This window comes from Pseudomonas sp. JC1203 (genome assembly GCF_056175065.1).
Window position 1 is genome coordinate 42,527 of record NZ_JBWCAM010000026.1, and the last position, 22,536, is coordinate 65,062.

Consider the following 22,536-nt stretch of genomic DNA (forward strand, 5'->3'; position numbering starts at 1 on the left):
TGAAACACACCCACTGGACGTGACAGTGTCGGCAAGGAGTGCTCGATGGTCCCGCGCTTTGCTTCCCCGTACCGGCAACGCGGTGCGATCGGCCTGATGGCCGCCCTCACCCTGGGCATGGCCCTGCTGTTCATGCTGCTGGTGATCGACAGCGGCCGCCTGTACATGGAGCAGCGCAAGTTGCAGCGCGTGGTCGACGCCGCCGCTCTGGAAGCCTCCAACCGCAACGCCGTGTGCAGCGGCACTGGCGTCAACGCCCTCACCCAAGCCACCACCAGCGCCGCGCGCAACGGTTTCACCGTGGGCAGCGGCAACACCCTGACGGCCACCTGCGGCACGCTAAGCACCGGCAGCAACAACCTGCGCGCCTTTACCGCCAACGCCACGGCTACCCAGGCGATACAGGTGGTGGCGAACGAAACGGTGGCGACAAGTGTGGCGGCGGGGTTGTGGGGGATGGTGTCGGGTGGGGCATTTGCCACCACTACCGTGTTGCGGGCGCAGGCTACGGCGGGGTATGTGGGGGGGCCGTTGGCGCAGTTGAATATTCGCAGCACGTTGGCGACAGTGGATACTGCGCAATCCAACATCCTCAACCCCTTGTTTTCGGGGCTTTTGGGGGGAAGCGTAAATCTAAGTGTCGACGGCTGGAACGGCCTGGTTAAAACCGACGTCAACCTGCTGAGTTACCTCAACCAATTGGCGCTCAACCTTGGCGTCAGCGCAGGCAATTACACGCAATTGCTGGCGACCAACGTCTCTGTCGGGCAACTGGTACAAGCCGCCATTGATGTGTTGCCGCAGAACGGCAATACCGCAACCATCACCACTAGCCTGGCAGCCATACAATCGGCCGCTATCAACGTTCCAAATGTGACGTTGGGTAGCCTTCTGCAACTGCAGTCGGGCGCAACGACAGCAGGGCTGAACGCCAACATTCAATTGTTCCAGCTGATTCAGAGCTTCGTCCAACTGGCCAATAGTGCAAGCTCCGTAAGCGCTACGCTCCCGGTCAGCGTATTGGGGCTGGCCAACGTCACTACGCGGATAAAAGTCGTTGAACCGCCGCAGCTGTCCGCCGTAGGCAATCCAATTCTGGCTGTGGCCGATCCGACGCTGAACAACCCAAATCGAATTTATGTAAAAACGGCTCAAGTTCGCGCCTTGGTTTCCATCAACTTGCCAGTTCTCAATACGCTGTCAGGGTTGACAACGATCTTGACTGACTTAGTGTCGTCCTTGGCCAACGTGGTCGGTAGCTTGCTTCACCTTGACCTGGTTGCAACGCTAAATGCCCTCTCCTGCCTCTTTGGCGCTGGCTGCCAACAACTGGACCTGTTACCAATGCCTTCGCCAGAAATCGATATCGGCTTGGAGCTGGCAAGTGCCCAGAGCTACATCACAGCTTTCAGCTGCACACCAAACAAGTCAATTACGGCGCATACCCTGACGTCAGCAGCAACGCTGAAAATCGGGCAGATCGACGCCACCACAGCGTTCTCTTCATCGACTGAAATGACCGTAACCCCTCTACGGATAATCGATATCGGCACCGCGGTCTGCCATAAAGTAGTTGGCGTCGGTACGTGTGGCACCCGCACACCCGGAGTCGGTGGTGGGCTTGGCATTCTCGTGGATACCACGGTGGCAGGTAACACCAATGATCTCATCTTCAGTGGAAGTAGCGCCCCGCCTAACGTGGGCTTGGCGTCCAGCTACATGACTTTAAGCAACAGCAATATCGTCAACAGCCTGGCCAGCACCATTTCAGGCATTCAAGTTAAAGCGTACAAGCCGGTCACCAGTAACCTCCTGGGTGACTTGCTGGTAACCGTTAGCGGTGTGTTGGACGCACTGAATAATCTCTTGCTTCCCATAATCAAGGGTCTGCTAAGCCCCCTGCTGGATCCTTTGTTGAACAAACTGCTGAGCTCCCTTGGCATCGACCTGACCCAAGTCCAGGTGGGTGCCAACCTGACATGCCAGACCGGCCGCGCGCAGCTCGTGCTCTGACGCGGCCTGCGGCCGCTGCTACAGAAACCGTGTTGCCTGCATCGTGGTAGGAGCCGGCCTTGGCCGCGATGCAGGCAACGCGGTCCATAGGGTCTCCGCATTCGCGTAGCAGCTGCCGCAGGCTGCGTCCGGGGCCACACGGTTATTCCGGCCGGGCGATGGGCAACTCGATGCAGAACCGCGCGCCTTCGTCGGTGTTGGTCACGCTCAGGCGGCCGCCCATGTTTTCGATGATGCCGTAGCTCACCGACAACCCCAGCCCGGTGCCCACGCCGACGGGCTTGGTGGTGAAGAACGGTTCGAAGATTTTCTCCAGCAGGCGCGGCGGGATGCCGCCGCCGTTGTCTTGCACGTAGAGGCGCACGCGCTCGTCGTCGGCCTCGGCGGTGGTTTCGATCCAGGGCTCCAGTTCGCGGTTGCCTTCGCGCTTGGTCAACAGTGCGTCGCGGGCGTTGACCATCAGGTTGATCAGCACCTGTTCGAGCTGGTCGACGTGGCCGCGCACCACCACTTCCAGGTTTATTTCCGGCACCCGCAGCTCCACGCCCTTGCCCTTCATGCCCTCGGCCAGCAGCGACAGCGTGCCCTCCACCGCCACCTTGGGGTTGAACAGTTGCATCTCGATTTCCGAGCGGCGGCCGAACACCCGCATGTGGTCCACCACCCGCGCCGCGCGTTGCACCTGGGCGTCGATGCGGTTGAGTTTGTCCTGCAGGTAATCGATCTGCACGTCACCGTTGCCCAGGCGCTTGAGCACGTTGACGATGGCCATGCGCATCACGTTCAACGGCTGGTTGATCTCGTGGGCCAGGCCTGTGGCCATCTCGCCGAGGGTGGCCATTTTCGCGCTCTGGGTCAGTTGCTGCTGGGTGCGCCGCACCTCGGTGTTGTCGCGGCCCACGGCCTGGATTTCGATGAGTTGGCCGCGCTCGTCGAACACGCCACGGTCGGACCACACCCACCAGGCGTGCTCGCGGCCGGGCAGTTGCAGGGCGATTTCAGCGGCGCTCACCGGCTGCTGCGGGGTGAGGGTGGCCAGGCGCGCAATGAAGGCGTCGCGCTGCTCGTTGGACAGCCAGTTACCCAGATTGATGCCCGGCAGCTCCTCGGTGCTGCACTCAAGGTACTTCGCCAGCGGCAGGTTGCCGAAGGTCAGCGTCAGGTCGGGCCGGTAGCGGCAGATCATCGCCGGCGAGTCCTCCACCAGAATGCGGTAGCGCTCCTCGCTCTGGCGCACCAGTTCGCTGGCCACGGTGGCTTCGGTCACGTCCAGCCACAGGCCCACGGCCTCCACCGGCATGCCCAGGTCGTCGCGCAACAGCCGGGCTTCGTCCAGCACCCAGTGGTAATTGCCCTGGCGGTCGCGCAGGCGGTAGCGGCTGCGCACCGCACCTTCACGCAGCAGTTGGCGGGTGCGCTGGAAGTAGCCGTCGCGGTCGTCGGGGTGCACCCATTGCGCCATCTCGCCGGCCTGGCAGTCTTCCAGGGCCCAGCCCAGCAGCGGCCGCAGGCTGTCGCTGAAGAAAGTGGGCAGCAGCGCGCCTTCGGCGTAGCGCTGCACGTAGATCACCGCCGGCGAGCTGGCGATGACATTGTCCAGGCGCTTGTGGGCGGCGGCGGCTTGCTGCTGCTGGTTCTTGATGTCGCTGATGTCGAGCATCATGCCCACCACCCGGCGAATGCGGTCGCCCTCAAGCACCCGCCCCTGCACCCTGAACCACACCGGCGGGTCGCCCTTGTGCAGGCGCACGCTGAGGCTCAGTTCATGGCCGCGCTGCACGTCGCGCAGGCGGCTTTGCAATTCGGCGCGGTCGGCGGGGTGAATCAGCGCCAGCCAGTCCTGCAGCGGCAACTGCGCCGGCGCATCCAGGGCCTGCGCCAGGCCTGGGGCCAGTTGCAGGCTGTCGCGCTCGGGGAAGAACTCCCACCAGCCGGTGCCCATCAGCCCTTGCAAGGTTTCCAGGCGCTCCAGTTGATGACGGTGGCCGCGCTCGGCCAGGCGCGCGAGCACCGGCCCGGCCAGCGCCGCGAACAGCGCCAGGCCGTGCTCCTTCAGTGCGGCGGGCACCCCCGAGGGCGGCAGCACGCACAGCAACCAGGCGGCAACGCCGTGGTTTTCGCGGTACGGCACCAGGCAACCACGGGCCGGCGCCAGCAGGTCGCTGTCCAACAAGCCATGGCTGTCCAGGCCGGGCAGGCTGCGGTTCAAACGGGTCTCGGCCGGCCACACCGTCAGTTCGCCCGGGCGCAGCCAGTCGCTGAACACCTGCCACTGCGCCGCCTCGCCGCCGCGCAACAGCAAGGCCACACCGGGCAGCTGGCACTGGCTGGCGATGCCGTGCAACTGCTCTGCTATCACTTCATCCAGGCGTTCCAGGCTGCTGAGGCGCAGGCGCTCGGCAATTTGCCCCAGCAGGCGTTGGAACTGGCCGTGGGCCTGCTGCTGGCCGCGTTCGGCCAGCAGGTCGCCGACATCGAACACCTGCAGCACCCAGCCATCCGCCTGGTGCTGCACCCACCCGCGCGTGTGCAGGGTGGCATCGGTGCCCTTGAAGTCCAGGTCCAGGGTCTGGCCCTGCCAGTCAGCAGGCTCGCCCTCTACCACCACGCGGCTGTTGGGTTGCAGGTAGCCGGCCAGGTGGCGGTCGGCACTGGCCGGCAGGGCCAACTGGTGGCGCAGCGGGCCGCTGAGGCGCAGCACCTGGCCTTGAGGGTCAAGCAGCAGCTGCAGGCCGCTGGCAACCTGGGGTGCGACATCCAGCGCCACCGGCAGCACGGGCGTGGGCTGCGAGCGCCAGCGCCCGAACAGCTTCTCGCCGGCACTCAAAGCACAATGCTCGAGGCAACGGTGAGCGTGGCAGGCAGGTTTGGTATCTGGCCTACGCCGGGGAAGGTCAGGAACGGCAGAAGGTTGTTGATGTTGCTGGAAGGGTATTTGATGGTGACGGTCAGAATGCTACCCGCGCCGGTGTAGTTCGCAGTGATGTAGCTTTGCGAGAAGTTGAGCCCCGCAGGCAACCAGCCCAGCGCCTTGAACGCCTTGTCAATCGCAGTGGACCTGACCAGCGCGGCATACCCGGTACCCGTGGTGGTGGGATCCACCGCTACCGCCTGGCGCACGCCTTCAGCCGCCGCTTCGTTGAACGACTGCACCATCAGCAAGGGCAAGCTGTACGCCACTGCCCCGTAGAACACCGCGAAAAAGATGATGAACACCACCGCGAATTCAATCGCGGCCGCACCTTTTTGCTTGTGGGGGAGGCTTGCATTCATGATCGCGTCTACCCTGACAGTACACCTGTGTTAGAGCATAGAATCATTCGACGAAAAGGGACGTTTTTTACCGGATGCCAAGCCTAGTACTACTGATCTGGTTCACCCTCTGCGCCGAACAGGATATCCGTCAACGGCGGATTGCCAACGGACTGACTTTTGGCGGAGCCCTGTTTGCGCTGTTCTTTCTGTTCTACAGCGGCCACACGTGGCTGGGCGGCACTCCCGAGGAAGCCGGCCTGGCACTGGCCATCGCCATGGTACTGACCTTGCCCGGCTACATCAGCGGCCGCCTGGGCGCCGGCGACGTCAAGCTGCTGTGGGCGCTGGCCCTGGCCACCGACCGCATGCATGTACTGGCCACTTTCATCGGCGCCGGGGTAACGATGATTGCCTGGATGCTGCTGGGGCCCCGGGTGTGGAAACGCCTGAGCCCGCGCCTGCGCAAGCGCCTGCAGAACCTGCAACCGGATCCCCAGGCGAAGCCGCCCTTCGTGCCTTTCCTGCTGGCGGGGTTCCTTGCGTCGCTGTTGTGGATCCACTGATCGATAAACATCCGGCCATCTATGTACTTAGTCGGAAAGTACAGCTACCTTCAAATGAGTGTGGCTGGCCATCATGTGCCATCACCTCAAGGGACACATCCCCATCGGGTTGTCAGCAGGGAGTTGCGCGTGGACAAGCTTGTTTCATCGGTCAAGGTGCTGGTCGTCGACGACGAACCGGAAATCGTCGAATTGCTCTGTGAACTGCTGGAAAGCAGTGGCTACCGCTGCGTGCCCTGCACCACCAGTGCGCAGGCGCTGACGTGCTTTGCCCAGGACGCGGAGATCGGCCTGGTGCTGTGCGACCTGCACATGCCCGGCATGGATGGCATCGAGCTGGTACAGGAACTGCGGCGCGTGGCGGGCAAGGGGCGGCCTTTCGAGCCCATCATGATGACCGGCCGCGCCGACAAGCAGGACGTGATCAAGGCCCTGCGCGAGGGCTTTGTCGATTATTACCAGAAGCCGGTCGACGTCGACGAGTTGCTGGAAGGCCTGCAGCGCCATGAAGCCAACCTGGCCGAGCGGCAGCACAACTACCGGCAACTGGGCCACCTGAACGAAAAACTGCAATTTCTCGCCAGCTCCATCAACGACCTGTACCAGGACCTGGAGCAGGTACGCCGCCCCCCGCGTGAGCCCCGCCAGGACGCCCCGCTGGCAGACCTGGCACCGGCGCTGCCGCCCGCATTCGAGCAACTTTCACCCCGGCAGATGGCTGTGGCGCAACTGGTGGGCAAGGGCCAGACCAACTACCAGATCGCCTGCGAGCTGGGCATCACCGAGAACACGGTGAAACTCTACGTGAGCCAGGTGCTGCGCCTGACCCACATGCACAACCGCACGCAGCTGGCCCTGGCGCTGGCCCCCAACCAGCGCCAGCGGGCGAGTGCCTACTGAGGCTACTTGCTGATCTTTCCGGAGTCGTCCTCGGTGTACCACTGCGGAATTTTCAGCTTGTAGCTGTCCAGCCAGCGCTGCATCGCCGCCTCGTGTTCCACGGCGGTGGTCGCCTGCGGGTTGCGCGAGGCCAGCTGGCCGCTGCGCTGCAATTGCAGCCACTGCTCGGCGCCTTGCGACGCCGAGGTAGCTGGCGCCGGCTCAATGGCCCAGGCCGGGCCCGCGCCCAACGCCATCATCACTGCCAATACCCTGATGTGCATGCTGCCTCCTGACTATTTGACCGGCGTGGCCGGTGCCTCGATGGTGGCTACCACCTTGCCCCCGGTCTTGAGTTTGTCGGCCCGCGCCTGCGCCTCGCTGACCTGCTCGGGCGTCAGGTTGGCGCGGGTCGTGAGCTCGGCGGCCTGCTTCCAGTTGTCCTGGTAAATCAGCAAGGTCACCATGTTCACCGCCGCCAGGTTGTCCCCCTGCTTGAGCTCCATGGCGGTCAGGAATTCGAAGCGCGCGTCTTCTAGCCGCAGCTGGTTGAGGTAGACCACGCCCAGGTCATTGCGGATTTTCTCGTCGGTAGGCGACAGCCGCGCCGCACGCTGCAAATGGCTCATGGCCAGGCCGTTGTCGCCCTTGGCTGCGGCCAACTGGCCCAGGCCATGTTCGCCCTCGGCCGCCATGCAGGTGCCCAGCAGGCCGCGGTACAGCGGCTCGGCCTCGCTGCGCCCCAGCAGGCGCATCACCCGCGCCTTGCGCACGCGCACCTGCACCAGGTTGCCCGGCAGCCCCTCAAGGTTGGCCAGGCTGGCGTGCAGGCGGCCTTCGCTGGCCATGTCATCGGCCAGGTTCAGTGACAGGTCCTGCTCGGGCGTGGGCTTGGGGCACTGCCCGGGCTTGCCATTCAAGGCCTGCAGGTCGAAGCGGCCGTCCGCCGCGCAGCCCGTCAGGGCCAGCAGCAGGGTTGCCAGTAACAGTGCTTTCATCCGTGAGGCTCCGGTGGTCATTTGCCAAAGGCCCGGGAAATGGCCATCAGGCCAGGCCCCGCGAGTACGATCAACAAGGCCGGGAACAGAAAGACCATCATCACCACGGACATCTTTCCCGACAACTTCGATATGTATTCCTGCAGGGTCGTCAGGCGACGGTCATCCAGCAGTTGCTTGAGCGAAAGCAGCGACTTCATCGCGCCGCCGCCCTGGTTGATCAATTGGCGCAGGATCACGCAGGTGTCGGTGAATTCGTCGACGCTGATCAGGCGCGCGGCGACGTCCAGCTGCTCGCCCAGCTCCAGGCCCGAATCCACCCGGCTCAGCACCTGCCGCAGCTCGCCGCTGAGCACCGGCAGCAGGCCCTCGGACTCGTTGGTCAGCACCCGCAGCGCCTGCTCCACGGCCAGGCCCGATTCAAACAGAATGCGCAGCAGCGGAATGAAGGTCGAGACCTCGCGCGCCACCTGCTGCCTGCGGCGTTCGGCAGCCCAGGCCAGCACCCGCTTGGGCAAGATGTAGCCCATGCCCATGGCCACCAGCGGTGCGGTCACTTCGTGGTTGACCGGCAGGAAGAACAGGCGCTGCACGCTCCACACCACCACCAGCGCCACCAACGGTGCGCCCACCTGCCAGGCAGCGAACTGCGAACGCTGGCTGGCCTTGCGCCAACCAATGCGGTCCAGCAGCGCCTGGGTCTCGCTGTCCAGGCTGACCGCGCGCTGGCCCAAGCGGCTGTCACCCAGGCGCTGCCACAAGCCGCCGATGCGCCGGTCGACGTCCGCCTCGCCACGCAGGCGGCGCTCCACCAGGCGCTCGCGACGGCGCTGCTCGATAAACTGGTTGGCGAACATGCCGGCCGCCAGCAACAACAGCAATGCACTGAGCAACATGGCCATCTCAGATACTCCTCAGCATGCGCCACAACGCCAGGCAGCCCGTGACCTGCAAAACCATGGCGGCAATCAGCAAGTGCTGCCCGCTGGGGTCGTGCCACATCCTGCTCAGGTAGCTGGGGTTGGTGAGCAGGAAATACCCCGCCAGCAGCGCCGGCAAGCCCGCCAGCACCATGGCGGTCATGCGCGTCTCGCCGGTCATCGCTGCCAGCTGCCGCGCCGCCTGCTCGCGCTCGCGAATCAGCTTGATCAGGTTTTCCAGCAGCTCGCTGGCGTTGCCGCCAAAGCGCTGGTTGATGCGCAGGCCCAACGCGAACAGGCGAAATTCATCGCGCTCGTACAGTTCGGCGAAATCGTCCACGGCCTCATCCAGGGCCACCCCCAGGCGCACGTTGCGCTCAACGCGGGCCATGGCCTCGCGCAGCGGGTCATTGCTGGCTTCCATGGCGCCCAGCACCGCATCGGCCAAGGTGCGCCCCGACTTGAGGCTGCGCACGGTGTAGTCCAGCAACGATGGCAACTGCTGGATCATGCGCTGCACCCGGCGGCGGTAGCGCCAGCTGACGTACAGGCGCAGGCCCAGCGGTGGCAGCACCAGTGTCACCAGCACGCCGAACCATTGGCCGGACAAGGTGCCGACCAATACCAGCATGCCCCACACGGCCAGGAAAATACCGATGCGGTCGTTGGGCCGGCCCAGCCCCGCGCGCAGGAACCAGCGCTCCAGCCAACGCATCCACGGGCGTTCGCTGGGGGCGGCGGCCTGGCCCTGGCCCAGGCGGTCGAGCACGCGCTTGTCGCCGGTACGCCTTAAGCCTGTGTAGAAAAAACGCACCGACAGGCCCAGCAGGGCCAGGCTCAGCCCGCCCATCACGATCGCCCCGATCATGCTGGCAGCCCCCTCAATGCGCGTGGCTGAAGGTGTCGCGGCGCAGCTTGTCACCCGCGGGGTTGATGGCCTCGCGCACGAAGCCGTAACCGGTCTGGCGGTCGAGGCGGAACAAGGTGTTGGTCACGTACACGTCATCGCGCACGCCCACCACCTCCACCACCTCACTCACGCAACGACGGCCATCGGGGCGGCGGGTGAGCTGGATGATCACGTCCAGCGCAGCGACGATCATCTGCCGCAGGGTTTTCTCGGCCACGGTGCGGCCCGTCAGGCCCACCAGGGTTTCCAGGCGCAGCAACGCGTCCTGGGCGTTGTTGGCGTGCACGGTGCTCATGGAGCCGTCGTGGCCGGTGTTCATGGCGGTCAGCACGTCCACCACTTCCACGCCACGAATCTCGCCGAGGATAATGCGGTCGGGGCGCATCCGCAGGGCGTTGCGAATCAGGTCGGCAGATTTCACCTCGCCGTGGCCCTCGGCGTTGGGCGGCCGGGTTTCCAGGCGCACCACGTGGGGGTGGTCCAACTGCAGCTCGGCCACGTCCTCGATGGTGACCAGCCGCTCGTGGGGGCTGATCAACTGGCTGAGGATGTTCAGCATGGTGGTCTTGCCGGTACCGGTCCCGCCGCTGATGAGGATGTTGCAGCGTTTGCCCACGGCTTCCTGGATGAAGTCGTAGATGGCCTGGTCGATGGTTTGCGTGGCCATCAGGTCGGCGCTCTTGAGCATGTCCTTGCGAAACTTCCGGATCGACAGGCACGGCCCATCCAGGGCAATGGGCGGGATGATGGCGTTGACCCGGCTGCCGTCGGGCAGGCGCGCATCGACCATGGGCGAGGATTCGTCCAGGCGCCGGCCCAGGGGCGCGAGAATGCGTTGCATCACCCGCTCCACGTGGTGCGAGTCGATGAAGCGCAGGTCGGTGTGGTGCAGCACGCCCTGGCGTTCGACGAACACGCGGTGCGGGCCGTTGACCAGGATTTCGGTGACATTGGGGTCGCGCAGCAGCACTTCCAGCGGGCCGAAGCCGGTGAGTTCATCCACCAGTTCTTCCGCCAGCCGCTCCATTTCGTAGCGCGACACCGCCAGGTGGCGGCGGGCGATGTAATCGCTGACCCGGTCCATGACGAACTGGGCGAGCACCTGGCGCGAACCCTCCAGCAGGTTTTTGCCGGACTCCTCGATAGCGTCGATGATGAAGCGGTGCAGCACCAATTTCAGGCCCTGGGGGTCGGCACTGGAAGTCTGGCCACGCGGGCCGCCAAACAGTTTCTCGCTCATTCCTTGCTCCCCCACAGACGGTTGAACCAGCCCGCGCCCGGCGGTTTCACCGCTTCCGAGCGCTTGGCCAGGCGTTCGCCCAGGGCCTTCAGGCCGTTGGTCAGGGTTTCGCGCGGGGCCAGTTCAAACAGGCTGATGCCCTGGTTCTTGGCGTTCATGCGTATCTCGGGGCTGAACGGCAGCACCGACAGCACCGGCAGGCCGTAGCTTTTGCCCAGGGCGTCGGAGTCCGGTGCCACGGCGCGCAGGTAGCGGTCCACTAGCAGCCGCGCGTGTTGCAGCTTCATGCCCTTCTCGCGCCACAGGTTCAGCACCGCCAGGTTGCGCCGGCATTCCACCACGCTCTGGTCGGTGTACCACAGCAGCTTGTCGCAGTGGCTGACGAAGGTGCGCAGCGCCTCGCTGTCCGGCTGGCCCATGAGGTTCACCACGATGTGCTGGAAATGCTGGCGCAGGGCGCTGAGCAGCATGTACAGCTCGGCGGCGCTGGTGGCTTCCAGCGGCTCGTCGTTCTCGCCATAGGCAAGGATGCTCATGCCCGAGGGCGAGCGCGGGAAGGCGCTGTCGATCATGGTGCCGTCCAGGCGCCGCAGGTTGCGCAAGGCGTCGCCGAAGTGGAAGGTGGTCTCCAGGTTGAGCATCGCCAGGCTGGCCCCATGGGGCAGGCCCAGGTCCAGCAGCAGGGTGTGCTGTTTGCTGCGGTGCACCACCAGGCCCAGGTGCGCCGCCAGCAAGGCGCCGTCACCATCGGACTGGGCACCGTAGAGCACGGTCAGCGCGCCGAGGTTAGGGTTGGTGGCCACCGGCGGCAGGCGCTTGCTCAGGCGCCGCACCAGGCCGGCCACCTCGCTTGAGCGTGAACCGTAGGCAACAAAATCCCGGGCGCCGGCGCGCATGGCGTTGAGCACCAGCTGGTTGTCCATGCCGTCGCCCAGGGCCACCACCGCCAGCATCGGCTTGGCTTCCAGCGCGCCCTCGATCAGCGCGCACTGGTTGCTCACCTGGTCGCGGTCCAGGCCAATGAACACCAGGCTGGCGAAGGTCACATCGACCAGCGCCAGCAACTCGTCGAGGCTGCCGCTGGCGGCGCCCACTACCTGGCCCAGGGGCGCCAGGGCACCCTGCAGCCATTCCAGGTCACCGTCATTGCGGGTGATGGCCAGAAAAGTCTGGCTCAGGCTCTGGCTCATTTGGACAGCCCACTCATGCGGTCGAAGTTGCCATTTTCGAGGAAGTACATCCGGTACCAATTGGGGTCGTAGTTGCGCAGCTGCTCGCCAGGCAACCCCGGCAATCGCGCGTCGGCAGCCAGGGGCTTGACCAGGTGCGGGGTGACCACCATCAGCAGTTCCTTTTCTTCGCGGCTGATGGAGGTGCTGCGAAAGAACGCGCCCAGCACCGGGATGTCTCCCAGCCCGGGGAATTTGCTGACGTCGGAGGAGTTCTTGTTGCTGATCAGGCCGCTGATGACGAAGCTTTCACCGTCGGCCAGGGACACGCTGGTGTCCGTGCGGCGCACATTGAGCGCAGGCACCGTGGTGCCGGCAATGGTGACGCCTGCGGTGTAGTCGAGCTCGCTGACCTCGGGGGCCACTTTCAGCGAGATGCGGTCGCCGCTGACCACCGTAGGGGTCAGGGTCAGGCGAATGCCAAACTCCTTGTACTCGATGGAAATGCTGTCACTGCCCGAGCTGGGCACCGGGATAGGCACCTCGCCGCCGGCCAGGAAGCTTGCGCTCTGCCCGCTCAGGGCCACCAGGCTGGGGCGCGCCAGGGTGTAGGCGAAGCCGCTGCTTTCCAGCGCATTGATCAGGCCCAGCACCTTGCCGCCACCGAAGGCCAGGTTGAAGCTGCCGCTGGCCAACGTTGCCGCACCGGCCACGTCACCGATACCGCCGGGCGCCACGGTGCCGCTGACGGTGTTGGGCGAGCCGAACAGGAAGCTGGAACCCTTGCCGAAGATAGAGGTGCTGGCCTCCTTGAGCTTGGTGCGGCTGACTTCCACGAAGCGTACGTCGGTCTGCACCTGGCTGGGCAAATCGGGGTCGGCGGAAGGCGCGGCGCCGCGGCCGTCCATGCCGGCGCTGGCCACACCGCGAACAAACACCATGCTCTGGCGCGGCGCGGTGGAGCAGACCGTCCACACCATCAGGCTGGTGGTGCCCTGGGCGACACCGGTGAGCAGAAAGCCGCTGTCGCCCGCCGGGTGCACATCGGCGATTTTCGGGTCGCCGATGGCCACGCGGGTGATGGCAACCGGGCTGTGCAATTCGTTCTGCAGGCCCTGCTGCACTTCGAACACGCCGGGCAAGGCGGACAGTTGCGCGCACCCCGCCGGGGCGGCCTGCACCGCAGGCACACAGAGCCCCGCCAACATCACGCTGTAGATCAATCGCTGGAAAACCGGCACGGTACGACAGCTCATTCAAGGCATCCTTGCTGTATTCAGGGCGTTTGCGCAGTGGCCTGGTCGGCAGGCTGGTTGCCACGTATCACTTCCATGCCGCGCCGGGCGGGGCTTTCCGCCTGCCCTGTACGCTGCGGTGTGGGGTTGCTCAAGGCCAGTTGGCTGAACTGCAGCAACTGCCGGTTGGTACTTTCCACCACGGGCGCGGTGTCGTCCTGATTGGCCCAGTAGCGGGCCAGGCGTTTTTCCTCGACGCTGCGCACGGCCAGGCGCAGGGTGCCGGCCTGGGCCGCCAGCATCAGGCGGCTGACCAGGGTTTGTGGCACCGCCAGCACCACGGTGCGGGCGCCACGGGTGTTCCTGCTGTCGCTGGCCGCACCAGGCGCCGCCGGGTGGCCATCGTTGGCCAGGCCCACCAGGTCGCCAACGCTCAATACCCGCACGGCCGGCACCACCACCTGGGCCGAGGCCGCCGGGTTGTTCTGCTCTTGCCGCAGGTACAGCATCACGTCCACGTAGTCGCCGGGGGCCATTTGCCCGGCGGCGCCGATCACTTCGTCCACGGCAACGGCCAGGGCGCGCTCATCGGGGCGGATCATGCGCGCCAGCGGGCCGCCGGGGCTGAAGGCATCGTCGCTGAGCCAGGTGCCAGCGGGCAGCGCCCGCCAGGTGGAGCGGCCCACGGCCTTTTCGACGCTGGCGAAGCTGCCCGGCGGGGCAACGCGCACGCGCTCAACCACAAGGTCGGCGGCGGTCAGCGGGGTATAGGGGGCTATTTCATGGGCCAGCACCACCACCGGCTGCAACAGGTCTGGCGCCGGCGCTGCGGCCGGTGCCGGCTCGGCGGCCACTGGTTCTGCCGCTACAGGCGCAGGGGGCGGCGCGGCCGGCTTGCTGAGCACGATACCCCAATACCCGGCCACCAAGGCACCCACCAGGAAAAGGCCGGCCAGGATCATGGTGAATCGACTGCTCATCGAGGGCGCCTCCTTATGCCTTGAAACCGTCTGCCGTCCGAAGCGTGGTCATGTGCAGGTGTTAAGTGCGTGAAACTATTTCGCTATTTCAAGGTAGTAGAGGTAGGACGAAACGCCATTACTGGAGCGAACAAAATCAACGCAAACGTTGGCGGGTTGTAAAAACAACGACTTGTTGACGCGCGGGGGCTGAGCACAACTTTAGCGCTAATGCTTTCTTACAGTTGTGGGGCGTCAGGTTGTTGTCGATGCTGCTGTTGAAGGGAACTACGTCGCAAATTCTGGAGTAGCAGCGTCATCAAGCGCTAAGGAGAGGTCCGCATGTCCCTCATCAAGTTTTTTGTTCAGGCGCAAGTCAAGGTGCAGGCTTTTCTCCAGGACCAGGAGGGGGCATCGGGCATCGAATACGCAATTATCGCGGCCATGGTTGCGGTGATCATCATCGGCTTCAGCACCGACATTCAAAATGGTATCACCAACGTCTTCACCCAGATCAAAGACGCACTGCCTGCTGCGTCCTGAGCGAATTGTCCTACACTGTGTTGAACCCCTTGTCCTGACATGGCTTCAACTCATGATTTCACCTTGCACCAGGTATTTCCTATGAGTCCCTCTCCTCCCCCACGCCAACAACTGCTTCTCGTGGACGACGAGGAGGACGCGCTGCTGGAGCTCGCCGAGCTGCTGGAAGGCGAAGGTTTCTGCTGCTTCACGGCGACCTCGGTCAAGCTCGCCCTGCACCACCTCACCCGCAACCCCGACATCGCGCTGGTCATCACCGACCTGCGCATGCCGGAGGAAAGCGGCATGTCGCTGATCAAGCGCCTGCGCGAACACACCTCGCGCCAGCACTTGCCGGTGATCGTCACCTCGGGCCACGCCGACATGGAGGACGTCAGCGACATGCTGCGCCTGCAGGTGCTGGACCTGTTCCGCAAGCCCATCTACCACGTGCGCCTGCTGGAAACCCTGAACAACCTGTTCCCCGAGCCGAAAATCCATCTCGTTGGCCATTAGAGCTGCCACCGCAACCTCTTCTTACCTCCTGTAGCAGCTGCCGAAGGCTGCGTCACGCCCTGACGCAGCCTTCGGCAGCTGCTACAGGTCGGCGCGTTGAGCGTCATCCGGCTACGATGTAGTTGAACTTGGTGCCGTTGGTCGTGCCCAAGGCTCTGGCCGGCAGCACGCCGGTAATCGATCGGGAAACACACATGCACGCAGACGGTTTTTTCGAATGGCTGGGCCAGGCGCTGGGCGCCATCATTCGTTTCGTGGTCGACAGCCTGAGCTGGCTGTTCAATCTGCTGGCCCACGCCGGGGGCAATTTCGTCGATGGGCTGTCGCGCACGCTGGGCATGGACGCCTCGCTGATCAGCATCATCGCCCTGGTCATTGGCCTGATGTTCCTGTACTCGGCGCTGCGCGCGTTCATGCGCGCCTCGATCTTCCTCGGCGTGATCTGGCTGATACTGGGCCTGTGGCTGCTGAGCTGGATCATTCACTGACGCCAATCAGGTAGGATGGCGGGCCCGCAAGGAGCCTGCATGAGCACACTGCTGAACGACTGGCGCGACCGCCCCACCCACCGCCGGGTATGGGCGCTGGCCGCGCCGATGATCCTTTCCAATATTTCCGTGCCGCTGGTGGCGCTGGTGGACAGCACCGTCATCGGCCACCTGCCGCACGCCCATCAACTGGGTGCGGTGGCCGTGGGCGCCAGCCTGTATGGCTTCCTGGCGTGGGTGATGGGTTTCCTGCGCATGGGCGCCACCGGCTTCGCCGCCCAGGCCGCCGGGCGCAACGATGGCGCCGGGCTGCGCCAGGTGCTGGCGCAGGGCCTGATTCTGGCGCTGCTGTTCTCGCTGTTGCTGTGGCTGCTGGCCCTACCCTTCAGCCACCTGGCCCTGAGCCTGATGCAACCTTCCGCGTCATTGGCGCAAAGCACCCAGGCATTCTTCCAGGTGCGCCTGCTGGGGCTGCCGGCGGCGCTGGCCAGCTATGCGTTGGTGGGCTGGTTCCTGGGCACCCAGAACGCCCGCGCGCCGCTGGCGATTCTGCTGGTGACCAACATCACCAACATCATCCTCAACCTGTGGTTCGTGCTTGGCCTGGGCTGGGGCGTGATCGGCTCGGCCTGGGCTTCGGTGCTGTCGGAATGGCTGTCGGTGGCCATCGGCCTGGCGCTGACCCGCCCGGCCCTGCGCGCCTACCCCGGGCAGGTGGCATGGGCAGCACTGCGGGTGTGGCAGAACTGGAAGCCGATGCTGGTGGTGAACCGCGACATCTTCCTGCGCAGCCTGGCCCTGCAACTGGTGTTCTTCCTGATTACCGTGCAGGGCGCGCGCCTGGGCGACGCCACCGTGGCGGCCAATGCGCTGCTGCTCAATGGCCTGATGGTGACCGCCTACGCGCTGGACGGCCTGGCCCATGCGGTGGAGGCCCTGTGCGGCCACGCCATCGGCGCCGGCAAGCGCGACGAACTGCGCCGTTCCATGACCGTGTCCTGCGGCTGGTCGCTGCTGGCCAGTGTCGCTTTCGCGCTGGTGTTCCTGTTGGGCGGGCACCTGTTCATCGCCGCGCAGACCAACATCCCCAGCGTGCGCGCAACCGCAGACATCTACCTGCCGTACCTGGCGGTGCTGCCGCTGATTGCCGTGGGTAGCTATTTACTCGATGGGCTGTTCATTGGCGCCACCCGCGCGCGGGAAATGCGCAATGCCATGCTGCTGAGCGTGGCGTTGATGCTGCCGGTGGGGGTGGTGACCATGGGGTTGGGCAACCACGGGTTGTGGTTGAGCTTCCTGTTGTTCATGGCGCTGCGCGCCGTGACTTTGGGCGTGGTCGGCTGGCGCCTGCATCAGCGCGACGGCTGGTTTAACTGACAGCCCGTGGGAGCTGGCTTGCCAGCGAGATTTTCAGGGTCTCGAAGAACTCGCTGGCAAGCCAGCTCCCACAAAGGCAACCACATCGGGCAGCACCGGGGCCAGCCAGCGCAGCGGCTTGGCCAGGCTGCCCACCAGGGTGATGTGGTTGACGCGGCCGTAGTAGAAGTCCTGCACCGGCACGCCCAAGGCACGCAACCGCCCCGCCAATTGATGGGTATTGCGTTGCGGGTTCACCAGGTTGTCACTGTTGGCGGCGATCAGCAGCGCCGGCGGCGCGCTGGCACTAAGGTGGTTGATGGGCTGGGAATCGGGCGGTTCGTGCGGGGCGAAGAACACCGGCTTGGCCTCGGGGTTTTCAATGGGCAGGAAATCATACGGCCCCGCCAGGCCTATCCAGCCGTGCAGAACCGCCGGGCTCAACCCTTCGGCCGCCAACCAGCGCGGGTCCAGCGCCAGCATCGCGGCGTTGTAGGCCCCCGAGCTGTGGCCCATGAGGAAAAAGCGCTGGGGGTTGCCACCGTAGTCGCCGATGTGGCGGTAGGCCCAGGCCACTGCCGCCGCGTTATCCTTGAGAAAATCCGGGTAGCGCACCTGTGGATAAAGCCGGTAGTCGGCCACTACCGCCACCACGCCTTGCGAGGCCAGCGCCTCGCCGACAAAGCGGTATTGCTGGCGCGAGCCGCTGTTCCAGGTACCCCCATAGAAAAAAACCACCACCGGATGATCCGGCAGTGGTTTCAAGGGCTGGTAGATGTCGAGCATCTGCCTGGGGTCGGGGCCGTAGGCCACCCCCGCGGTCAGCCGGTAGCTGTCCGTGGGGGTGACGCGGTCCACCAGTTTCAGCGGCGAGCAGGCGGCCAGGGCAGCCAGCATCACGCCGCCCAGGACTGCCAGCAGCCCCTTCACAACTTACGACGACAGGTACGAGGAACGGGTCAGGCCCAGGCGCAGCGCGTCCAGGTACTGGGTGCGTTCACGCGGGCTGATCTTGGCGCTGGCCACCTTGTCGCGGTAGTGGTTCATCAGCTCCTCGGGCGACAAGTGCACGTAGCGCAGCATGTCCTCGATGGTGTCGTGGGTCTCGATGCCGGCGCTGTAGGCGCTGCCGTCGGCGTTCTGGTAGATGTTCACCGAGTCGGTGTCACCGAACAGGTTGTGCATGTCACCGAGGATTTCCTGGTAGGCGCCCACCAGGAAGATGCCCAGCAGGTAGTCTTCGCCCTCGTTCACCGAGTGCACCGGCAGGCTGGTCTCGATGCTCTGCTCGTCGACGTACTGCTTGATCTTGCCGTCGCTGTCGCAGGTCAGGTCCTGCAGCACGGCGCGGCGCAGGGGCTCTTCGTCCAGGCGATGCAGCGGCAGGATAGGCAGCACCTGGCCGATGGCCCAGGTGTCGGGCAGGCTCTGGAACACCGAGAAGTTGCAGATGTACTTGTCGGCCAGCTTGTCGTTGAGCTCGTCCAGCACCATGCGGTGCGAGCGCTGGCGCGCTTTCAGCGAGTTGTGCAGGCGGCGGCACACGGCGAAGTAGCACTGTTCGGCCAGGGCTTTCTGCGCCAGGGTGATCTTGCCGTCAGCGTACTGGGTGGCCACGTCGCTCATGTAGTGCGTGGCGCGCCAGTAGGTCTCGGTGACCATCTCGATGTCGGTCGGGCCCAGCAGGTCCACCAGCCACTGCACGGTTTCGGGCAGGCTTTCCTTGTCGGCGATTTCCGGCACTTCGTCGTTGTGCTTCTCGACGTCGGTCACCTGCACCACCAGCATGGCGTGGTGCGCGGTCAGCGAGCGGCCGCTTTCGGAGAAGATGTGCGGGTGCGGCAGGCCCTGCGCGTCGCAGAACTCCTTGAGCATGCCCACCACCACGCCGGCGTAGTCATCCATGTCGTAGTTGATGGAGCTGGCGTTGCGCGAGTGGGTACCGTCGTAGTCCACGCCCAGGCCGCCGCCCACGTCGATGTGGTCCACGGGCAGGCCCAGGGCGCGCAGTTCGCCGTAGTAGCGAATGGCTTCCTTGAAACCGTGCTGGTAGTCGGCCAGGTTGGCGATCTGCGAGCCCATGTGGAAGTGCAGCAGGCGGATGCCGTCGTCCAGGCCCGCAGCGCGGAAGCGCTCCACCACCGAGATCAGCTGCGCGGCCGACAGGCCGAACTTGGACTTCTCGCCACCGGTGTCGGCCCACTTGCTCGAAGCCAGGGACGACAGGCGCACGCGCAGGCCGACCTGCGGCTTGACCTTGAGCTCGGCGGCCTCTTCGATCACCAGGCCCACTTCCGATTCTTTCTCGATGACGATGAAGACGTTGTGGCCCAGTTTCTGGCCCATCAGCGCCAGGCGAATGAATTCGCGGTCCTTGTAACCGTTGCAGACGATGGTGCCGCCCTTCGGCGCCAGGGCCAGCACGGCCAGCAGCTCAGGCTTGGAACCGGCTTCCAGGCCGATGGACACGTCCTGGGTGGCGATGATGTTTTCCACCACCGCTTCCTGCTGGTTCACCTTGATGGGGTACAGCGCGGTGTACTTGCTCTGGTATTCCAGGCGCTCGATGTTGGCATCGAAGGCGCCGGTCAGCTGGCGCACGCGGTCTTGCAGAATGTCCGGGAAGCGCACCAGCAAGGGCAGCGACAGGCCGCTCTTGCGCAGTTCGTCTACCTGTTCGAACAGGTCGATGGGCGCGCTTTGCGGCCCATTGGGACGCACTTCCACGCGCCCGGCCTCGTTGATCGCGAAGTAACCGGCCCCCCAATGGCGTATCCCATAAACGCTGCGGCTGTCCGCAACTGTCCATTGGCTGCCATCGTCTTTGCGTGTGCGTCGTACGGACATCGAAGTCCCCTATAGAAAGTCAGAATCCACCGGTGATTCGGCCGGTGCAGTGTAATAAGCGAAGATGACGATTACCTGCCAGTGCAGGGTAGACCCTGCTGGCCGCGTCAAGTTTAGAAATGGAAACGCGTGGGGCTGGTCAGCCGCCAGACTTTTTGGCCTTGAAACCCTGCTTGACCAGTTCGGCGAGCAGCAGCTCGACGTGGTCGCCCTGGATTTCAATCACGCCATCCTTCAGCGCGCCGCCGGTACCGCAGCGGCGCTTGAGGGTGGTGGCCAGTTCCTTGAGGTCGTCGGGCGCCAGCGGGACGCCGGTGATGGTGGTCACCGTCTTGCCGCCCCGGCCCTTGCTTTCACGACGCACACGGGCAATCCCGTCACCTTCGGGGATGACGGTCTGCTTGCAGGTGCAGGCATCCATGGGTTGACGACAGTCCGGGCAATGCCGGCCAGCATCGGTGGAGAACACCAGGCCGCCGAGAGCGGCGAAGGATGTGGTTTTCTTGGCCACTGGCAATCCTCAGTTGAGGACGAAAAAACTGGCCGGCGCACGGGGCGGGTCCGACCGCGAAGCCCCACTCAGGCAGGGGCAGCGCTACTGCGCCATGGGGATGGCTGCAGCTTGAAAAGGTCGCGCAGTGTAACGGCAAATGCAAGGCTTGCTAAGTGCCAAAACGCGCCATTTATCAAAGGATTCGCGACGTGCACGACCGGTGAATGTGGGAGCGGGCTCTGCCCGCGAAAAGCACACCGCGCCCTGTCATGGAATATGCGGCGCCATTTTCGCGGGCAGAGCCCGCTCCCACGGGCTTATGGCGCGACTACGCGTTGCAGGGCCACCAGGGAATCGGGGCAATAAGGCCGCGTCTCGCTTTCAGCGAGGGCCTGGGCCACGGGGATGAATTTTGCCTCCAGCACCTCTTCCGGCTGCACGTTCAACGGCCCGTCCCACACCGCGGAAAACACCGCGCACCAGGCGCGGTTCTCGGGCTGGTCGAAGAAGAACTGGCCGTGGGGCGTCAACGGCACTCCCGTCACGCCCAATTCCTCGTGCAGCTCGCGCGCTGCCGAGTCGGTGTAGCTTTCGCCGGCGCTGACCATGCCGCCCGCAGCCACGTCCCAGTAACCGGGGTAGACAGCCTTGCTCAAGGTGCGCCGGTGCACGCACAGCTCACCGGCGGAGTTGAACAGCAGGATGAACGTGGCGCGGCCGATCAGGCCACGCTCGCGCAGTTGCTGGCGCGGCAAGGCGCCCAGCACGTGGTCCTGCTCGTCGACCCAGGCGATGGCCTCGGCGTCAGAGGCGGCGCGGTGCGCCGCTTCTTTATCGGAGTACGACATCCATTACCCCTGCGACAGCAGTTGGCGCAGGTCGATCACCGCGGCATTGGCCCGCGAGATGTAGTTGGCCATCACCAGCGAGTGGTTGGCCAGGATGCCGAAGCCGCTGCCGTTGAGAATCATCGGGCTCCACACCGGTTCCTGCGAGGCTTCCAGCTCGCGGATGATCTGGCGCACGCTGACCGTGGCGTTCTTCTTCGCCAGCACGTCGGCGAAGTCGACCTCGATGGCGCGCAGCATGTGCGACAGCGCCCAGGCCTGGCCGCGGGCTTCATAGAAGACGTTGTCGATCTGCATCCACGGCGTCTCGACGATTTCCTCGTCAAGCTGCGGCGCCTGGCCCGGCACGATGGTCTCGGTCTTCGACGTGGTGTTCAGTTTCACCCGGCCCACGCTTGCCGACAGGCGCTGGGACAGCGAGCCGAGGCGCGTGGCGACGTCGCCCAGCCAGTTGTTGAGGTTGTCGGCACGCGGGTAGAACAGCGCGCCGGTCTGGTTAGGGTCGGACAGGCGGGCCTGGTAGCGGCTCAGGGAATTGATGCCGTCCTGGAACTCGGACTCGCTGGACGGCCAGATCCAGCTTTTGTTGTCGAAGTTGAACTTGGGCTCGGCGCGCACCAGGTCGGCGTCTTCGGCAGACTGCGATTGCGAACGGGCGAAGTCCTTGCGCATGGCGCGCGACAGGTCACGCACCTGCACCAGCACGCCATATTCCCAGCTGGGCATGTTGTCCATCCACAGGCCAGGCGGGAAGCGGTCGTTGGAGATGTAGCCACCGGGCTTGTTCAGCAGGGTGCCGGCCACGGTCTTCAGGGTTTCCACGGTGGTGTAGCCCACCACCATCTTGTGCCCCTCGCGGGCGGCGGCTTCCTGGGCGTGCTGTTGCACCGGGAACAGCGCCGGCTCTTCACTCCAGTACCAGCCCAGCAGGCCGGTGACCACCAGGTACAAACCCACCACCGTCAACAGCGCGCGGCTGACCAGCAGGCCGCCCAGGTAACTGCGCGGTGCGGCCTTGGCAGGGCCCTTGCTGTTGCTGTCGGCGGGCTCGCGCGGTTCGCCTTTGCCTGTGCGGTTCTTCCAGTCCAGCATGGCTATATCCTTTCGATCACTGAATTCAAAGGTTCGACCGCAACCCCTTTGCATCGTGCCAGTGGGGCTGTCGATCCTGGGTGCACTATAAAGGATGCGACGCCGCTGGCATAAGCGACTGGACAGTCATTAAATGAATACACAAAGTGAAGGGTTATTTGCCAGATGGCAGTCGCGTGACAGGAAATGAGTGCTAGCATAGAGCCACTATCGAGTCGCAGCACCCCCAACAA

The 22,536-nt window shown here is 64.7% G+C and carries 22 protein-coding genes; 7 read left to right on the forward strand and 15 right to left on the reverse strand.

Annotated features, from left to right (window positions below):
* Positions 1-45 precede the first annotated feature (45 nt).
* Positions 46-2,013, forward strand: coding sequence for a pilus assembly protein TadG-related protein (locus tag AC0SZ7_RS28715; protein ID WP_475507554.1), 1,968 nt, complete (start codon positions 46-48; stop codon positions 2,011-2,013).
* Between the two features lie 142 nt (positions 2,014-2,155).
* Here the strand turns inward: AC0SZ7_RS28715 and AC0SZ7_RS28720 are convergent, their stop codons facing one another.
* Both AC0SZ7_RS28720 and AC0SZ7_RS28725 read right to left on the reverse strand, forming a co-directional pair.
* Positions 2,156-4,840, reverse strand: coding sequence for a PAS domain-containing sensor histidine kinase (locus tag AC0SZ7_RS28720; protein WP_475507555.1), 2,685 nt, complete (start codon positions 4,838-4,840; stop codon positions 2,156-2,158).
* Complete coding sequence (locus AC0SZ7_RS28725) at positions 4,837-5,286, reverse strand: TadE/TadG family type IV pilus assembly protein (RefSeq protein ID WP_475507556.1); 450 nt, start codon at positions 5,284-5,286, stop codon at positions 4,837-4,839. The genes AC0SZ7_RS28720 and AC0SZ7_RS28725 overlap by 4 nt, the downstream gene beginning before the upstream one ends.
* 74 nt (positions 5,287-5,360) lie before the next feature.
* Here AC0SZ7_RS28725 and AC0SZ7_RS28730 point away from each other — a divergent pair, with 74 nt between their 5' ends.
* Both AC0SZ7_RS28730 and AC0SZ7_RS28735 read left to right on the forward strand, forming a co-directional pair.
* Positions 5,361-5,831 carry a prepilin peptidase gene (locus AC0SZ7_RS28730; protein ID WP_475507557.1) on the forward strand — a complete coding sequence of 157 codons (471 nt, stop codon included), beginning with the start codon at positions 5,361-5,363 and terminating at the stop codon, positions 5,829-5,831.
* Positions 5,832-5,960: 129 nt separating this feature from the next.
* Entirely contained in the window at positions 5,961-6,731 is a 771-nt protein-coding gene (locus AC0SZ7_RS28735; protein ID WP_475507558.1) for a response regulator transcription factor, read from the forward strand.
* Between the two features lie 2 nt (positions 6,732-6,733).
* On the opposite strand, the gene AC0SZ7_RS28740 is transcribed toward AC0SZ7_RS28735, so the two are convergent.
* The 8 genes from AC0SZ7_RS28740 to cpaB are packed head-to-tail and all read right to left on the reverse strand — an operon-like array spanning position 6,734 to position 14,162.
* A complete protein-coding gene (locus AC0SZ7_RS28740) occupies positions 6,734-6,994 on the reverse strand; it encodes a DUF3613 domain-containing protein (RefSeq protein ID WP_475507559.1) in 261 nt (86 codons plus the stop codon).
* 12 nt (positions 6,995-7,006) lie between these two features.
* On the reverse strand, positions 7,007-7,708 hold the full coding sequence (locus AC0SZ7_RS28745; protein WP_475507560.1) for a hypothetical protein: 702 nt from the start codon (positions 7,706-7,708) through the stop codon (positions 7,007-7,009).
* A gap of 17 nt (positions 7,709-7,725) precedes the next feature.
* Positions 7,726-8,610 (reverse strand): type II secretion system F family protein, encoded by an 885-nt coding sequence (locus AC0SZ7_RS28750; RefSeq protein WP_475507561.1) that lies wholly within the window; start codon positions 8,608-8,610, stop codon positions 7,726-7,728.
* Between the two features lies 1 nt (position 8,611).
* Positions 8,612-9,496, reverse strand: a complete 885-nt coding sequence (locus AC0SZ7_RS28755) for a type II secretion system F family protein (RefSeq protein ID WP_475507562.1) — start codon at positions 9,494-9,496, stop codon at positions 8,612-8,614.
* A 13-nt stretch (positions 9,497-9,509) separates the two neighbouring features.
* On the reverse strand, positions 9,510-10,778 hold the full coding sequence (locus AC0SZ7_RS28760; RefSeq protein WP_475507563.1) for a CpaF family protein: 1,269 nt from the start codon (positions 10,776-10,778) through the stop codon (positions 9,510-9,512).
* A complete protein-coding gene (locus AC0SZ7_RS28765; RefSeq protein WP_475507564.1) occupies positions 10,775-11,968 on the reverse strand; it encodes a CpaE/TadZ family protein in 1,194 nt (397 codons plus the stop codon). Before AC0SZ7_RS28765 ends, AC0SZ7_RS28760 begins: the two co-directional genes overlap by 4 nt.
* Positions 11,965-13,203 (reverse strand): type II and III secretion system protein family protein, encoded by a 1,239-nt coding sequence (locus tag AC0SZ7_RS28770; RefSeq protein ID WP_475507565.1) that lies wholly within the window; start codon positions 13,201-13,203, stop codon positions 11,965-11,967. The genes AC0SZ7_RS28765 and AC0SZ7_RS28770 overlap by 4 nt, the downstream gene beginning before the upstream one ends.
* Positions 13,204-13,223: 20 nt before the next feature.
* The gene (cpaB, locus tag AC0SZ7_RS28775) at positions 13,224-14,162 is read right to left on the reverse strand and encodes a Flp pilus assembly protein CpaB (RefSeq protein ID WP_475507566.1); all 939 of its coding nucleotides are present in this window, start codon (positions 14,160-14,162) and stop codon (positions 13,224-13,226) included.
* A 321-nt stretch (positions 14,163-14,483) separates the two neighbouring features.
* Between cpaB and AC0SZ7_RS28780 the strand changes: the two genes are divergently transcribed.
* The 4 genes from AC0SZ7_RS28780 to AC0SZ7_RS28795 all read left to right on the forward strand — a co-directional run bounded on the left by AC0SZ7_RS28780 (position 14,484) and on the right by AC0SZ7_RS28795 (position 17,044).
* Entirely contained in the window at positions 14,484-14,684 is a 201-nt protein-coding gene (locus AC0SZ7_RS28780) for a Flp family type IVb pilin (RefSeq protein ID WP_475507567.1), read from the forward strand.
* Between the two features lie 81 nt (positions 14,685-14,765).
* Positions 14,766-15,179 carry a response regulator gene (locus tag AC0SZ7_RS28785; RefSeq protein WP_416422240.1) on the forward strand — a complete coding sequence of 138 codons (414 nt, stop codon included), beginning with the start codon at positions 14,766-14,768 and terminating at the stop codon, positions 15,177-15,179.
* Positions 15,180-15,373: 194 nt separating this feature from the next.
* Positions 15,374-15,667, forward strand: coding sequence for a hypothetical protein (locus tag AC0SZ7_RS28790; protein ID WP_455924164.1), 294 nt, complete (start codon positions 15,374-15,376; stop codon positions 15,665-15,667).
* Between the two features lie 39 nt (positions 15,668-15,706).
* On the forward strand, positions 15,707-17,044 hold the full coding sequence (locus AC0SZ7_RS28795; protein ID WP_475507568.1) for an MATE family efflux transporter: 1,338 nt from the start codon (positions 15,707-15,709) through the stop codon (positions 17,042-17,044).
* A 33-nt stretch (positions 17,045-17,077) separates the two neighbouring features.
* On the opposite strand, the gene AC0SZ7_RS28800 is transcribed toward AC0SZ7_RS28795, so the two are convergent.
* The 5 genes from AC0SZ7_RS28800 to AC0SZ7_RS28820 all read right to left on the reverse strand — a co-directional run bounded on the left by AC0SZ7_RS28800 (position 17,078) and on the right by AC0SZ7_RS28820 (position 22,303).
* Positions 17,078-17,920, reverse strand: coding sequence for an alpha/beta hydrolase (locus tag AC0SZ7_RS28800; RefSeq protein WP_475507569.1), 843 nt, complete (start codon positions 17,918-17,920; stop codon positions 17,078-17,080).
* 36 nt (positions 17,921-17,956) lie between these two features.
* Positions 17,957-19,870 (reverse strand): arginine decarboxylase, encoded by a 1,914-nt coding sequence (gene speA, locus AC0SZ7_RS28805; protein WP_475507570.1) that lies wholly within the window; start codon positions 19,868-19,870, stop codon positions 17,957-17,959.
* Positions 19,871-20,009: 139 nt separating this feature from the next.
* Positions 20,010-20,381, reverse strand: coding sequence for a translation initiation factor Sui1 (locus AC0SZ7_RS28810; RefSeq protein ID WP_475507571.1), 372 nt, complete (start codon positions 20,379-20,381; stop codon positions 20,010-20,012).
* 299 nt (positions 20,382-20,680) lie between these two features.
* Positions 20,681-21,211, reverse strand: coding sequence for an NUDIX hydrolase (locus AC0SZ7_RS28815; RefSeq protein WP_475507572.1), 531 nt, complete (start codon positions 21,209-21,211; stop codon positions 20,681-20,683).
* Positions 21,212-21,214: 3 nt separating this feature from the next.
* Complete coding sequence (locus AC0SZ7_RS28820; RefSeq protein ID WP_475507573.1) at positions 21,215-22,303, reverse strand: DUF2333 family protein; 1,089 nt, start codon at positions 22,301-22,303, stop codon at positions 21,215-21,217.
* Positions 22,304-22,536: the final 233 nt, after the last annotated feature.

Bases quoted from the DNA above. Each gene is read 5' to 3' on its own strand.
- AC0SZ7_RS28765 (WP_475507564.1), bottom strand. From the start codon at position 11,968: ATGAGCCAGAGCCTGAGCCAGACTTTTCTGGCCATCACCCGCAATGAC.
- AC0SZ7_RS28725 (WP_475507556.1), bottom strand. From the start codon at position 5,286: ATGAATGCAAGCCTCCCCCACAAGCAAAAAGGTGCGGCCGCGATTGAA.
- cpaB (WP_475507566.1), bottom strand. From the start codon at position 14,162: ATGAGCAGTCGATTCACCATGATCCTGGCCGGCCTTTTCCTGGTGGGT.
- AC0SZ7_RS28770 (WP_475507565.1), bottom strand. From the start codon at position 13,203: ATGAGCTGTCGTACCGTGCCGGTTTTCCAGCGATTGATCTACAGCGTG.
- AC0SZ7_RS28715 (WP_475507554.1), top strand. From the start codon at position 46: ATGGTCCCGCGCTTTGCTTCCCCGTACCGGCAACGCGGTGCGATCGGC.
- AC0SZ7_RS28820 (WP_475507573.1), bottom strand. From the start codon at position 22,303: ATGCTGGACTGGAAGAACCGCACAGGCAAAGGCGAACCGCGCGAGCCC.
- AC0SZ7_RS28800 (WP_475507569.1), bottom strand. From the start codon at position 17,920: ATGCTGGCTGCCCTGGCCGCCTGCTCGCCGCTGAAACTGGTGGACCGC.
- AC0SZ7_RS28815 (WP_475507572.1), bottom strand. From the start codon at position 21,211: ATGTCGTACTCCGATAAAGAAGCGGCGCACCGCGCCGCCTCTGACGCC.
- AC0SZ7_RS28755 (WP_475507562.1), bottom strand. From the start codon at position 9,496: ATGATCGGGGCGATCGTGATGGGCGGGCTGAGCCTGGCCCTGCTGGGC.
- AC0SZ7_RS28740 (WP_475507559.1), bottom strand. From the start codon at position 6,994: ATGCACATCAGGGTATTGGCAGTGATGATGGCGTTGGGCGCGGGCCCG.
- AC0SZ7_RS28790 (WP_455924164.1), top strand. From the start codon at position 15,374: ATGCACGCAGACGGTTTTTTCGAATGGCTGGGCCAGGCGCTGGGCGCC.
- AC0SZ7_RS28795 (WP_475507568.1), top strand. From the start codon at position 15,707: ATGAGCACACTGCTGAACGACTGGCGCGACCGCCCCACCCACCGCCGG.
- AC0SZ7_RS28745 (WP_475507560.1), bottom strand. From the start codon at position 7,708: ATGAAAGCACTGTTACTGGCAACCCTGCTGCTGGCCCTGACGGGCTGC.
- AC0SZ7_RS28760 (WP_475507563.1), bottom strand. From the start codon at position 10,778: ATGAGCGAGAAACTGTTTGGCGGCCCGCGTGGCCAGACTTCCAGTGCC.
- AC0SZ7_RS28785 (WP_416422240.1), top strand. From the start codon at position 14,766: ATGAGTCCCTCTCCTCCCCCACGCCAACAACTGCTTCTCGTGGACGAC.
- AC0SZ7_RS28730 (WP_475507557.1), top strand. From the start codon at position 5,361: ATGCCAAGCCTAGTACTACTGATCTGGTTCACCCTCTGCGCCGAACAG.
- AC0SZ7_RS28780 (WP_475507567.1), top strand. From the start codon at position 14,484: ATGTCCCTCATCAAGTTTTTTGTTCAGGCGCAAGTCAAGGTGCAGGCT.
- AC0SZ7_RS28750 (WP_475507561.1), bottom strand. From the start codon at position 8,610: ATGGCCATGTTGCTCAGTGCATTGCTGTTGTTGCTGGCGGCCGGCATG.
- speA (WP_475507570.1), bottom strand. From the start codon at position 19,870: ATGTCCGTACGACGCACACGCAAAGACGATGGCAGCCAATGGACAGTT.